The sequence below is a fragment of the Myroides marinus genome, assembly GCF_900109075.1.
GTDB lineage: Bacteria > Bacteroidota > Bacteroidia > Flavobacteriales > Flavobacteriaceae > Flavobacterium > Flavobacterium marinum_A.
Genome location: NZ_FNYS01000007.1, coordinates 104,680 through 117,750, shown reverse-complemented (window position 1 = coordinate 117,750; position 13,071 = coordinate 104,680). Strand labels below are relative to the sequence as shown.

At 36.0% G+C, this 13,071-nt stretch carries 11 protein-coding genes; 6 read left to right on the top strand and 5 right to left on the bottom strand.

Annotation, left to right across the window (positions count from 1 at the left end; all coding sequences use genetic code 11):
- Positions 1-5: 5 nt before the first annotated feature.
- The 3 genes from BMX53_RS09460 to BMX53_RS09450 are packed head-to-tail and all read right to left on the bottom strand — an operon-like array spanning position 6 to position 3,094.
- Positions 6-1,151, bottom strand: a complete 1,146-nt coding sequence (locus BMX53_RS09460) for an HlyD family secretion protein (protein ID WP_038987875.1) — start codon at positions 1,149-1,151, stop codon at positions 6-8.
- Between the two features lies 1 nt (position 1,152).
- The gene (locus BMX53_RS09455) at positions 1,153-2,475 is read right to left on the bottom strand and encodes a TolC family protein (protein WP_074745970.1); all 1,323 of its coding nucleotides are present in this window, start codon (positions 2,473-2,475) and stop codon (positions 1,153-1,155) included.
- A complete protein-coding gene (locus tag BMX53_RS09450; protein WP_038987873.1) occupies positions 2,462-3,094 on the bottom strand; it encodes a TetR/AcrR family transcriptional regulator in 633 nt (210 codons plus the stop codon). The genes BMX53_RS09455 and BMX53_RS09450 overlap by 14 nt, the downstream gene beginning before the upstream one ends.
- A 963-nt stretch (positions 3,095-4,057) precedes the next feature.
- Between BMX53_RS09450 and BMX53_RS09445 the strand changes: the two genes are divergently transcribed.
- Entirely contained in the window at positions 4,058-4,894 is an 837-nt protein-coding gene (locus tag BMX53_RS09445) for a bifunctional transcriptional activator/DNA repair enzyme AdaA (protein ID WP_074745969.1), read from the top strand.
- 298 nt (positions 4,895-5,192) lie between these two features.
- Here the strand turns inward: BMX53_RS09445 and BMX53_RS09440 are convergent, their stop codons facing one another.
- Positions 5,193-5,558: a DoxX family protein gene (locus tag BMX53_RS09440; RefSeq protein WP_038987871.1), complete on the bottom strand. Its 366-nt coding sequence runs from the start codon at positions 5,556-5,558 to the stop codon at positions 5,193-5,195.
- A 133-nt stretch (positions 5,559-5,691) separates the two neighbouring features.
- Here BMX53_RS09440 and BMX53_RS09435 point away from each other — a divergent pair, with 133 nt between their 5' ends.
- Together BMX53_RS09435 and BMX53_RS19250 are read left to right on the top strand one after the other, a co-directional pair.
- On the top strand, positions 5,692-6,066 hold the full coding sequence (locus BMX53_RS09435) for a winged helix-turn-helix transcriptional regulator (protein WP_074745967.1): 375 nt from the start codon (positions 5,692-5,694) through the stop codon (positions 6,064-6,066).
- A 102-nt stretch (positions 6,067-6,168) separates the two neighbouring features.
- Positions 6,169-7,161: a hypothetical protein gene (locus tag BMX53_RS19250; protein ID WP_244154491.1), complete on the top strand. Its 993-nt coding sequence runs from the start codon at positions 6,169-6,171 to the stop codon at positions 7,159-7,161.
- 61 nt (positions 7,162-7,222) lie between these two features.
- On the opposite strand, the gene BMX53_RS09425 is transcribed toward BMX53_RS19250, so the two are convergent.
- Positions 7,223-7,720 (bottom strand): GNAT family N-acetyltransferase, encoded by a 498-nt coding sequence (locus tag BMX53_RS09425; RefSeq protein WP_038987869.1) that lies wholly within the window; start codon positions 7,718-7,720, stop codon positions 7,223-7,225.
- Positions 7,721-8,019: 299 nt separating this feature from the next.
- Here BMX53_RS09425 and BMX53_RS09420 point away from each other — a divergent pair, with 299 nt between their 5' ends.
- The 3 genes from BMX53_RS09420 to BMX53_RS09410 all read left to right on the top strand — a co-directional run bounded on the left by BMX53_RS09420 (position 8,020) and on the right by BMX53_RS09410 (position 13,068).
- A complete protein-coding gene (locus tag BMX53_RS09420) occupies positions 8,020-8,436 on the top strand; it encodes an HYC_CC_PP family protein (protein ID WP_038987868.1) in 417 nt (138 codons plus the stop codon).
- A 78-nt stretch (positions 8,437-8,514) separates the two neighbouring features.
- Positions 8,515-9,903 (top strand): TolC family protein, encoded by a 1,389-nt coding sequence (locus BMX53_RS09415; protein ID WP_074745965.1) that lies wholly within the window; start codon positions 8,515-8,517, stop codon positions 9,901-9,903.
- Positions 9,904-9,909: 6 nt separating this feature from the next.
- Positions 9,910-13,068 carry an efflux RND transporter permease subunit gene (locus BMX53_RS09410; protein WP_074745963.1) on the top strand — a complete coding sequence of 1,053 codons (3,159 nt, stop codon included), beginning with the start codon at positions 9,910-9,912 and terminating at the stop codon, positions 13,066-13,068.
- Positions 13,069-13,071 lie beyond the last annotated feature (3 nt).

Below are 13,071 nucleotides of genomic sequence, written 5' to 3'. Positions count from 1 at the left end.
ATCGTTTATCGTCCGCTTTTAATATTCACATCGATATCCACATTCATACCAGCTTTAACGTGTACTAACATCTCATCTTTAGGATTAGTGAATGTAATTTTTACAGGGATACGTTGTACAGTCTTAACGAAGTTACCAGAAGCATTATCGGGAGGAAGTAAAGCAAATTTAGCACCAGTAGCAGGAGACATAGAGTTTATTATTCCCTCAAACTCGTGTTTAGGAAATGCATCAACCTTGATTTTTACAGATTGTCCCTCGCGCATATACTGCATTTGTGTCTCTTTAAAGTTAGCCACTACCCAGATATTCCCTTTTTGTACTGTGTTGAATAATCCTTGTCCAGGTTGGATTAATTGTCCTATCTGAAGGTTGATTTTAGAAATCTGACCGTCTTCTTTAGCTGTAATTACAGTGTATGACAAGTATAATTCTGCATTGTCAAGATTAGCCTTAGCCTGATCTACCATTGCCTTAGCAGCATCTATCTGAGAAGTAGAAGCCACGGCCTGAGATCTGCTGATATTTACTTGTTGAGCTACTGCATTAGCTTGTTTTTCTGAAGCTTTCAGTTGTTCTTGTAAGACCACTAATTGCTTTTCAGCAGTTTCTTTAGCAGCTAGAGCTTGCTCATATTGCTGTTTAGTGATAGATTGACTCTCGTAAAGGCGATTGTATCTTTCGTAGTCATTTTTAGCTCTCCACACTTGGGTTTTAGCAGCGTCTATATTAGCCTTAGCTGTAGCTACATTAGCGATTGCTGTAGAAGCTCCAGCTTGAGAAGATACCACAGTAGATTCACTAGTGTTCTGACCAGCTTCGGCTACTCTTAATTGACTTATTGCAGCTTGGTAATTAGCTTTAGCCTGTTCTACTTTGATCACATATTCAGTGTTGTCTAAAGAGATTAGAGTATCTCCTTTTTTTACTGTTTGGTTATCTTGTACATAGATATTCTTGATATATCCAGGTATTTTAGATACGATAGGAGTGATTTTAGTTTCTACTTGTGCATCATCAGTTGTCTCATGAGACATAGAGTGGATATATTTATACACACCATATCCACCTCCGAATAGTATGATAGCCCCTAAAGCAATGATAAATTTTTTGTTTAGCGGTTTTTTATAGTCGTTATTATTTGCTTCCATTTTAGTTTTTTGATTGTAAGTTGTCTAATAATTTACCTGTTTTGTACGCATATTGATACAGTGTCAAAGTCTCATCTGACTGACCTAACATATTGTCTATCTGAGCCTGTAATTGCTGTACATCAGCCTCTAATAGATGGTCTGTGTCTGTTAATCCATTGTCGTACTTATCTTTTACGATGCGGTAGTTCTCATTAGCTTGAACAAGAGCTTTAGCCAATACAGCATTCTTTTTTAGAGATAGTTCATAAGCATTATAAGCTTCTTCTATTTCTACTTTAGCTAGATCTTCTACCAATTGTACTTGATAGTCCATTTCTTCTTTTTTAGCTTTTGCTTTGTGTACTTCAGCTCTGTTTTTGAATATTTGAGTCAAATCGTATTTTAACCCAACACCTACCATAGTAGCATTAGTAATATCTACTACTTTATCTAGTTGAAAAGCAGCATATCCACCTGTAATACCAATAGAAGGGAAGTAATTACCTTGTGCGATTTTTACTGCAGTTTGAGCAATCTCATCCATTGTTTGAACACTCTGTAGATCTTTGCGCGATGAGATATCACCAGACTTAGTTGGCAACACATCTATAGAACTAACTTTCTCAGCAGTGATAAACTCTCCTTCTGGCAAGTCAATCAAAGTGCTAAGACGTGTATTGATGTTTTTTAATGTGTTTTTGATTTCCTCTAGAGATAACTCTACGTTAGCTTCCTGTAGTTGAGTTCTTAGATAGTCGTTACGAGCTATTAACCCATTGTCCAAGAACTGTTTGAAGTCAACAGTGCGTTGATGTGCTCTTTTTAAGTTCTCGTTTAATAATTCGATGGACTGTTGAGTTTTGTACAGTGCAAAGTATAAGTTGATCGTTTGGTAAACTACATCTTCTGTAGTTGATTCTTCTGTTAACTGAGCAAGTGAGTAGTATTGTTTGCTTTGGTTAACAGCGTTTGTGATTTTAAAGCCACTGAATAGAGGAATATTCGCTTTGGCTTGTGCTATAATCAAATGCTCAGGAGTGATTTGAGGCATTTGGTTCTCTCCTTTAGCTGGAGGTAAGGGTACTTTAAGGTTGACATCAGTACCATTAAAAAGGCGATTGTAAGTTGCAGAAACTTCGAGTTCGGGGTAACGCATATTTTTAGCGCTACTGATTTGAAGTCTTGAGGCTTCTGTACTAGCTTTTACTTTTTTTATTTCTTTGCCATTTTTTAAACTTAACTCTATGGCCTGGTCCAAAGTTAGTGCTTTTGAAGAAGGTGTCTGAGCGAATGCTTGACAAATAAATAATGAAGCAAGTAAAATGTAATTACTTCTGTTCATTGTAGATTAATATTGATTTAAAGGATTGTATTAGATAAGGATACACATGTAGTTTGATGTGTTCACTGTATTCTTCACGGTTATTTATATTCCAGTAGTTTGTCAGTGTGCGTTCGTGGTGTATTAGATAACTAATAATACCTAGGGCAAAAATGACAAAAGTGATAGGATCTGGTTTAGCTTGAAACAAGCCACTGCTATATCCTTCTTCTATAAAGCCATTGATATTCTGAAGTATCTCTCGTTGTAGTAGTGTAATACCCTCAGTTATTTCTGGTGCATTTTCTTTCTTAGATAATTGGTTCATTAAGATAATGTGGAAGTCAGCATTCTGTAGCTGAACGGCCATCATATGTTCTACGAATGCTAGTAACTTATCCATAGGGTTTAAGTTAGTATCATCTGTTAACGTCACTAGTTTTTCACGTGTACGTGTAAGCCTAATTTCAAATAAAGCAGAAACCATAGCACTCTTTGACCCAAAGTAATAATTGACCATGGCAACATTGATACCAGCAGCTTTAGAAATTTCACGTATGCTAGTACCATCGATCCCTTTTTGAGAGAACAATTCTTCTGCTATTAGTAGTATTTCTTTCTGTTTGTCACTTAGAGCCATAGCTTTTTTACTTTTTTGAGAGGACAAAATTAAACAAACGTTTAATTAGTTTTTATGTTTTTCGTAATTATTTTACGTTAAAATAGTTTTAATGCAATGATTTAAGTAATTAGATGAGTTTAATGTATTTTATAACTTTTTGATTTACTGTGAATTAGAAGTATAAGGTATATTTGGCGGATAATGTTAGAAAGAGATAGGGTAGCTAATTCTTTTTGAAGTATATGGTAAAGTAGAGAACAATAATGTACTACTACCTTCTCAATGAATACGATAGCTTCTAGTAGTGATAGCTATTTTTAGTATTGTATTATTGTTTGAATACTATAAGAAGTGCAAGAGTTAAATTGTTAAAATAAGTGTTAATTAGAATTATTTACTTCTTGTTAAATTTTTAACAAATAAGTGTTTATTGTGAGTTTTGTGGTCTCTTGAAACGCAGTGATTACGTAGGTTTATAGGGATTTGTTCGAGTGTTGTTCGGGAACGCTTCAGAAACTCTTCGCAAGATAGGGGGTGTTTCCGAACACTTCCCGAACAATGCTTGGACGATACCGCATGAATACTCGGATTTTGTCTTTTTTAGAGCGTTAAAACAACTGTTAAAATGTGATTGTGTTTTTTAAAAAAGTTAGTGTTTTTAACTTTTGAATAGGTAGAAAGTACTACTTTGAATATTAAAAGAATTACTCAATAGAAAGAGTTGATTCAAAGTGAATTACAGTGCAAAGATAACGCTTTTTTTTCGTGATTTTGTTTTTTTGTGATTTCGTGTTTGCCTACGGCATTTGATTACATGATTTGCGTTTATGTAGAGGTGAATTGCAATTGTGGATATACTGTGTATGATAATGGTTATGGATATTAACCATCCTAAAACAATAATTCCATAACAGCAAGAAATGGATTGCAGGAAGTAGTTAGAATGTATTTCTTTGTAATGTTATTTAATACAAGGCAAAGATGGAAGTAAATAGACAATATGAAAAAGCAAGAGAAGCGATAGCCTATATCGTGGCTAATCAATACAGACAACCTAGTCTATCAGAGATCGCTAGTGCTGTGGGATTAAGCGACTTTCACTTTCAACGATTATTTACAGAATGGGTAGGTAGTAGCCCTAAGCAGTTCTTGAGATATATTACACTTAACTATGCCAAGTATCTGTTACAAGAGAAATCAGTAGGTAGTTTATTTGAACTTGCAGATGAGGTAGGACTGAGCAGTAGTAGTCGTTTACACGATATGTTTGTGTCTATAGAGGGGATGACTCCTAATGAATATGCTAATGGAGGTGCAGCCTTGACGATATCTTATAGTTATTGGGATACGTTATTTGGGCGTGTCGTTGTAGCTTCTACTGCTAAGGGAGTTTGTCATATTGCCTTTGTGTCTGAACATACTACAGGATTAGACAGAGTATATCACGATTTTCCTAATGCAACTTTATTAGAAGAAGAAAAAGAGGTACATAGAGCAGTCAGTGAAGTACTCAATAGACAAGGTGATTTAGGTGAGATCAAACTTCACTTAAAGGGTACAGCCTTTCAATTGAAAGTATGGGAAGCCTTGCTACAAGTTCCTATGGGTGAATTAACCACATATGGAAAAATAGCGAATGACTTAGGTAATGCAGGTGCTAGTAGAGCTGTAGGTACAGCTATAGGTCGCAATCCTATTGCGGTACTAATACCATGTCATCGTGTGATACAACAGACCGGGCTACTAGGTGGTTATATGTGGGGACCGGAGAGAAAACAATTGATTGTAGGATGGGAACTTAGTAAAACTCGGGAGTAGTCATTATACTGTAGTCTTATATTATAAATTAAGAGAGCATTGAATTTATAAAACACTTCTTCTTTCAGAGCATTTTATACGTAAACTAATCAATAGAAATAGTCTTTACGAAGCATTTCATAAGTAAACTAATTAATCGAAATAATCTTGCGAAGCGATCTTATGGCATTAGCTAGGTTATAGCCTTGACTTTTTTTTTACTTTCACACATACTCTGCTCGCGCAGACTTTATCAAGACAAAAAAGTAAAAATCAGGCTAAGTACAATTTACTTAGCCTGATTTTTTACATTTTATTCTTACTTATTCTCTAGTTTTAGAGAACTCCAATAAGACAGTCCTAATAGGACACCAGCGAATAGCACAAAGCCTAAAGATGAAATGGGCTCACCTATGGCCAAATGGGCTACAGCAGCTGAAATTATATTAATCGTAAAGCCAGCATAAGCGAAGCCTCTTACTGTCGAAGGTAAGAAAGGGAGTAATAATACTATAGCTCCTAATGTCTTAGCTATGGCTAGTTCGATTCTAAAGTAATCTGGAAAACCTAAATGTACGAAAGCTCCTTTCATCTCTTCTGATGAGATATAGTTATATGCACTAAATAGCATAAATAAAGAGAATAGTACAGTAGATACCCAGAATATAATTTTGTTACTTTTCATTGTTTTATTATTTGAGACAAAGCTACTGCTATTAAATAGGGAGAGAGGTATTGCTTTCCTTTAGGGAACTAGTTCCCTTTTGTACAGTAGGGTAGAAATATGTAACTTTAGGGTACTTAAAAATAGATAAGAGATGAAGAAAAAGGAGGTAATGAATAGTAGTACTCAATGCCAAAGGAGAATAGTAGCTATAAAGGACACGATGAGCCTCTTATCAGGTAAGTGGAAGGTGTATATCATCGGTACACTGCTATATGGAGGTAAGATGAGGTATATGGATTTAATGAGAGAGGTAGATGGGATAGGTACTAAAATGTTGTCTAAAGAACTTCAAGATCTTGAAGCAAATCTTCTGATTAGTCGCACTGTAGTTAACACTAAACCAATTACAGTAGAATATGAGCTGACGGAATATGGAAGAACGCTAGAGAAAGTGATAGATGAGATTATGGTCTGGGGGCAGCAGTATAGAAATACTGTCTTTAATCAGGACAATGAAATTGTCTAATCTTTTTTACAAATTGTTATAAGTATCAGTGTTTTGTATCTAAAAACAATGTAATTTTAGTATAGAAAATAAAGCACAGTAAAATAACAAATAATCCTAGTTATGAGCTACAGTTTATCAGGCATTGCTATAGGGAAGAATTATAAAAACTCCTTTGATCTGTTACAGAAACAGGCCAATATGGAGTTAGAGTTGATTAAGGAGATCTCTTTTGAAGAAGCATCTGCAGGTAATACCGATGAAGGATATTGCGATATATGCTATACGGATAAAGGAACTTTACTATTCATAGCACAAGATAAGTGTGATAAAGCTCTAAAAGTCAAAGAGACTAAAGTACTTACATTTACGCTATCTGAATCTATGAAGACTTATAAGATGATGTACTGTGAGGGAGATGTAGAAAAGCGCACACTGATGACTAGTGGAGGTCGCATATTAGTTGATGAAGGAGAGAAGCTAGCGATAGAAGGAGATATTAGCGATGTTTCAGAATTGATTTGGAAGAAGATAGGAGATATTCTAGGAGATGATATTGAGGAGTTAGAGGAACACGTGAGTTGTTATCGTTATAAACTAAAGAGTAAAGTTGTAGATAAGTCTGCTATTCGCCAAGCGGTAATTAAGGGAAAGAATGAATATTGTCACTTAATTATTGAACCAAGTGAAAAGCTAGTCTTTACTCATGATGGTAATATCACACATAAGAAAGCTATCGTATTAGGTAAAGAGGATGGTTTCTATAAGTGGATTCAGTTTATTGCTGTCTTGATGTTAGGTATCGCTGTCTTGACTTATATTTATGTAAGTGTTTATTACGCGTTAATTCCTATAGCAATCATGTTGTATCTGATCTATAGTAGTTATACAAATAAGGATTTGTCTAATGTCAACGCAATAGATAAAAAGGATATTATAGAAGTAGAATTAGTCAAGCGATCTTATAGTAATACAGTAGGCTTTGATATTCGCTTTAAGGATAGTGAAGGCAAGCGTAAGGTGAGAAGATTTACACTGCCTAATCAATCTGCTAATCAACTAGAATTTTATGAAAAAGCAAAAGAGATATTTAAACATAACGGTTATATGAAATAGAAAAAAGGTATTCGTAAGAATACCTTTTTTGTTTAAATCCGATATAAAGTGTGCTATAAGCTTACTTCCACCAATAGTAATAGTTATGTCCTCCATCATATACAAAACCACAACGAGGGTAAAGTGTATTACCAATATCATTAGTTTTTTCTGTTTCTAACATAAGCCCACAAGCATTTGTTTCATCACACCATTGTTTTGCTCTGTCAATAATAGCTACAGATAATCCAATACCTCTGTACTCTGGATGAACAAATAAGTCACTTAACAACCATTGTTTCTCTAGCTTGATATAGTGGAATAACTCGTATAACTGAACAAACCCAACTGCTTGACCATCTACATATGCTAGGAAGATATGAGACTGATCATTAGATAATCGGTCTTGTAAGAACTTTTTTCCTCTTTCGTAATCAGATTCTTGTCTGTAGAATACGCGGTACATATCGAATAGCATAGAAGCATCTTCTAGGTGTTCTAATGTTGCTTTTACTAATGTTGCTGTTGTGTTTTTAAGCGCTACTTGTTGTTTAGTCACCCCTGTGTTAGTTGTTGTCATAAGTACTTTTGTTTTTTAAAATTATGGGGCAAATGTCTAGTAAAATAGGTATGTACTTATAGACCAGTTTTTAAATAGTTGGGTAGTCCAAAGCGTGTTGTCGTTGCAAGCGATTTAGCGACTAAATATTCTAGGTAGATATATCAATCTCTTTCTATTAGCAAAAGATTAAGAAACTGTGTAGTCATAAGGGGTGTGTAAGTTTCTTAAAAAGTATTAAATCCAAAAATTATACAACAACTATACAAAATGGTATAACAACTCCTATTACTCAGAGTAGTACTTTTGACCCTGAGATTATGAAAAAACTATTCGTCATATTATTCGCACTTTTGTACACAGCACTGGCTTCAGGCTTTAGTACATATCAGCACATCTGTAGAGGATTAGTGCAGCAGACGAGTATGTCTACATCTCAAGCTGATGAAAATAACTGTGGTTTCTGTACTCTAAAAGGAAAGACGGTAAAAGAACCTAAGAAAAACTGCTGCGAAGAAAAAGTAGAAGTTGTAAAGGTAAAGTCAGAAGTTCAAAATAGTTCACTTAAAGTTTTAAAATTAAATTTCTTTACAGATGCGATACTACACCGTTACTTCGGTGCGGTATACGATTTTATTCCTGCTGTAAAAGAGAACAACTATACTACTTATGCAAATTATGTGTACAAGGTCAGACAAGTGCCTCTGTATATAAAGAATTGCGTCTATAGAATATGATTTTTATACCCTATTAATATTCCTATTATTTCAGTAATAGGCCCCATTAATATTGTATAATTAATCACAACATTTCACATGAAAATTAATAGGATAGCACTGTTTGTCCTATTGGGTACAGCGTCTATGTATGGTCAAGAACTAAAATTAGATGCTGCCTTAAAACAGGCTATAGAACGATATGACCTAATCAAGGTCAAAGAAGCGAGACTTGCTGCTTCTCAAGAAAATACTACCAATCAAAAAGGAAATTACTTTCCAGACTTAACATTCGGTGCTCAACAGAGTTATGGTACCATTAACGCGCAGAACGGTCCTTTATACGCCTATGGAGGATTAGGTTCGGCAGCCACATCTATGCCTTTAGCAGAACAGAATTGGAATGCTGCTTTTGGTTCATTGTATTTTGCCAATGTCAATTGGAACATCTTTTCTTTTGGAAAAACAAAGGAGGGAATAACTATGGCAAAGGCTCAACAGGAGGTTAATCTTAAGGATTTAGAACAAGAGGTTTTCCAACAACAAGTAAAAGTAAGTGCTACGTACTTGAACCTATTAGCAACGCAGCGTATTAAATATGTGCAACAAAAGAATTTAGAACGCGCTAAAGTATTCCATGAAGTTACAGCTGCTAAGGCTAAGAGTGGCTTATTACCTCAAGTAGATGAGCGTCTAGCAATGGCTGAGGTAGCTAATGCAGAAGCACTACATATCAAGGCTTATGACAAAGAAATAGAGTTTAATAAACAGTTAGCTGTTTTATTAGACGAGGATACTAAACTGTATCAGTTAGACGATGTCTTTGTATTAGATAAACCACAGATATTAGAGGAGGAGGTAAAGAGTAGAGACCAACATCCTATGTTGTTACTACAAGAGAGTAAAATAGCACAGAGTGAATCAATGGAGCGCTTAGTGACTAAGGGAAGTTTACCTACACTTAACGGCTTCGGAGTATTACAAGGTAGAGGATCTGGCTTTGACTACAACTATGTACAGGATAATAGTGCTTACTCTACTGCTTATGGCAAGGGAGTAGGAATTGATAGAGGAAATTACTTAGTAGGTCTTCAATTAACATGGAATGTATCTAACTTTTTTAGAACGACATATAAGCGTAAACAACAAGAATACATCACAAAGAGCTATGAGCATGAGTTCTTACAAATGGACAAAGAATTGGCTAACCAAATTACTTTGACCAAAGAGAAGTATGCTAATGCTCAGGCTGTATGGACACAGTCTAAGATTCAATTAGAAGCAGCAGAAGTTGCTTTTAAACAGCAGAAAGCTTTATACGATAATGGATTGAGCAACTTAGTTGATTTCACTCAAGCGCTTTATACCCTACAGCGCGCTGAGATAGACTATGAAATCGCTCAAAACAATGTGTGGCAATCTCTATTGCTACAAGCTTCTGCACATGGTGATATTCAATATTTGTTAAACGCTATTCCCCTAAAATAAGATAGTATGAATTTAATTCGTTTTGCCTTGCGCAAGCCGATATCTATTATGGTATTGGTAATAGGACTGCTATTCTTCGGAGTGAAGTCTTCTAAAGAAATTCCAGTAGATATACTTCCAGAGATGAACCTGCCAGTGGTATATATCGCCCATTCTTTTAATGGGTACACACCACAACAAATGGAAGGTTACTTTACAAAGATGTATGTAAATATGATGCTTTTTGCCAATGGTATTAAAAGTATCGACACTAAAAATACACAAGGGTTAACCCTGATGAAAATAGAGTTTTACGAAGGTACAGATATGGGAGAGGCTATTGCGTCTATCTCAGCACTGTCTAACCGTTCGGTAATCTTCTTACCACCAGGAGCACCACCACCGTTTATTATTCGTTTTGACGCTTCTTCTCAACCAGTTGGGCAGTTAGTATTCCGATCAGAAACAAAGACAAATAATGAGCTACAGGATATTGCCAACTTTGCTGCACGTCCGTTCTTGATTAAAATACCAGGATTGACAACAGCACCGCCATTTGGAGGTTCGCCACGTACGATAGAGATCAACATCGATCCTAACAAATTACGTACACACCACATGAGCCCAGAGCAGATTGTAGAAGCAATCAGCAGACAAAACGTGACTATGCCTTCAGGTAACGTATATGTAGGAGATAAAAACTATTTGACACCTACTAATAATACTTTAAAAACAGTAGAAGAGTTTGGAAACATTCCATTGTTTAAAGGACAAGTAGACAACGTATATCTACGCGATGTAGCAACAGTAAAAGATGGAGCTGATATCACGACGGGATATGCATTAGTAGATGGTAAGCGTTCGGTATATATTAATATCGCTAAGTCTGGTAAGGCATCTACTTATGATGTAGTGGAGAAGTTAAAAGAGTCATTGCCAATGATTCAAAATAACTTGCCAGATGATGTAAAGATATCTTATGAGTTTGACCAATCTGTAAACGTAATTAATGCTGTTAAGAGTTTAATTGTAGAAGGAGTATTAGGAGCATTGTTAACAGGATTAATGGTAATGCTATTCTTAAGAGATCCAAGAGGGGCGCTTATCGTAATTATGACTATTCCGATTGCGATTATATCAGCTGTTCTATTCTTAAAAATGTTCGGTCAGACGATCAACATTATGACTTTATCAGGATTAGCATTAGCGATTGGTATTTTAGTAGATGAGAGTACGGTGACCATTGAGAATATACACCAGCACTTTGCCCTCGGTAAGACTAAAGTACAGGCTATATGGGATGCATGTAAGGAGATTGCTTTCCCTAAGTTACTGATCTTATTTAGCATCTTGGCAGTGTTTGCACCAGCCTTTATGATGACAGGAATTCCAGGAGCATTATTTATGCCTTTAGCGATGGCTATTGGATTTGCGATGACAGTTTCATTCTTACTATCTCAGACGTTTGTACCTATTATGGCAAACTGGTTGATGAAGTACAATCCAGAGAAACATGCTATTCCAGATGAAGCAAAGGGATTTGACAAGTTTAAGAATAGAGTAATAGCTGGTATCGAGAAAGTGATGCCAATGAAAAAGATGATTGTGATAGGTTCTATTCTATTAGCTCTTTTATCAGTTGGTTTTATGTACCAAAACATCGGTAAAGACGTATTGCCAACAGTAAACTCAAGCCAAGTACAGATGCGTATTACAGCTCCAGAAGGAACGCGTATAGAGCATACAGAGATGAAGGTTAAGAAGCTGTTAGCGGAGTTAGAAGATTTGTTTGGAAAAGAGAAGATCGCTATTTCTTCTGCCTTTGTAGGACAACACCCTTCTTCGTTTGCAGTAAGCCCAATTTACTTGTATAACGCTGGACCACATGAAGCTTCTATGCAGATAGCATTCAAAGATTTTAGTGGTAATACAGATGAGTTAAAAGACCAGATACGCGAGCGTGTAAAAGAGAAATTACCAGAGTTAAAACTGACGTTTGAGCCAATCGAATTGACAGAGAAAATTCTAAGCCAAGGGACTAATACGCCTATTGAGATTAGAGTATCTGGTATGATGCGTAAGATGAATATGATGACGGCTAATAAGTTATTAGCGAAGTTAAATGAGTTGGACTATATGCGTGATGTGAAGATGCCTATCTCTATGAATTATCCAGCTTACGAAATCAATATAGATAGAGTACGCGCTGCTCAGTTGGGATTAGATGCTATGGATATTGCTAAGTCATTAGTGGCAACTACTGCTTCTTCTCGTTACACCAATAGAAATATGTGGGTAGGAGGTATGATGGGTATCGCTTATGATGTACAGGTACAGATGCCACAAAACCAATTGAATAGCAAAGAGGAATTAGAGAATATTCCATTGAGTAAGAATGCTGATAGACCAGTATTAAGTGATGTTGCTACAGTAACAGAGAGCAAAGCCCTGGCAGAGAGTTATAATGAAGGAACGATGGGATATATAACTGTTATTGCTAATGTGCATAAAACAGATTTGAATAGAGCTAAGGCTGATGTAGAAAAAGCAATTGCTGAATTAGGAGAATTGCCAAAAGGGGTAAATGTAGAGTTACAAGGAATGGCGCCAGTATTAGATGATACGATGAATAGTTTGGCTAATGGTTTATTGGTAGCTGTTATCGTGATCTTCTTGATGTTGACTGCTAATTTCCAATCGTTTAAAGTGTCGTTTGTAATCTTAACTACAGTGCCTTTCGTAATGTTGGGATCGCTATTGTTGTTAAAAGCGACAGGATCTACAGTGAACTTACAGTCTTATATGGGAATTATCATGTCTGTAGGGGTATCCATAGCCAATGCAGTACTGCTGATTAACAATGCAGAAACACTGCGCAAAACGGGTTGGACATCTACAGCTGCGGCAGTAGAAGCAACGAGATTGCGTCTAAGACCAATTGCGATGACTACGATTGCGATGATTGCTGGTATGTTGCCTATGGCGATAGGACACGGAGAGGGAAGTGAGCAAGTAGCTCCTTTAGGACGTGCTGTAATTGGAGGATTATTAGCTTCTACAGTTTCAGTACTTGTCATCTTGCCAATGGTATTCGCATGGGTAATGAATAAAGTTAAGACAGAGTCACCATCGTTAGACCCAGAAGATACAGAGAGCATTCACTATTCACCTATTGAAAACAAATAAGAA

Coding starts and splice junctions, on each gene's coding strand:
- BMX53_RS09460 (WP_038987875.1), bottom strand. CDS start 1,151: ATGGAAGCAAATAATAACGACTATAAAAAACCGCTAAACAAAAAATTT.
- BMX53_RS09455 (WP_074745970.1), bottom strand. CDS start 2,475: ATGAACAGAAGTAATTACATTTTACTTGCTTCATTATTTATTTGTCAA.
- BMX53_RS09450 (WP_038987873.1), bottom strand. CDS start 3,094: ATGGCTCTAAGTGACAAACAGAAAGAAATACTACTAATAGCAGAAGAA.
- BMX53_RS09445 (WP_074745969.1), top strand. CDS start 4,058: ATGGAAGTAAATAGACAATATGAAAAAGCAAGAGAAGCGATAGCCTAT.
- BMX53_RS09440 (WP_038987871.1), bottom strand. CDS start 5,558: ATGAAAAGTAACAAAATTATATTCTGGGTATCTACTGTACTATTCTCT.
- BMX53_RS09435 (WP_074745967.1), top strand. CDS start 5,692: ATGAAGAAAAAGGAGGTAATGAATAGTAGTACTCAATGCCAAAGGAGA.
- BMX53_RS19250 (WP_244154491.1), top strand. CDS start 6,169: ATGAGCTACAGTTTATCAGGCATTGCTATAGGGAAGAATTATAAAAAC.
- BMX53_RS09425 (WP_038987869.1), bottom strand. CDS start 7,720: ATGACAACAACTAACACAGGGGTGACTAAACAACAAGTAGCGCTTAAA.
- BMX53_RS09420 (WP_038987868.1), top strand. CDS start 8,020: ATGAAAAAACTATTCGTCATATTATTCGCACTTTTGTACACAGCACTG.
- BMX53_RS09415 (WP_074745965.1), top strand. CDS start 8,515: ATGAAAATTAATAGGATAGCACTGTTTGTCCTATTGGGTACAGCGTCT.
- BMX53_RS09410 (WP_074745963.1), top strand. CDS start 9,910: ATGAATTTAATTCGTTTTGCCTTGCGCAAGCCGATATCTATTATGGTA.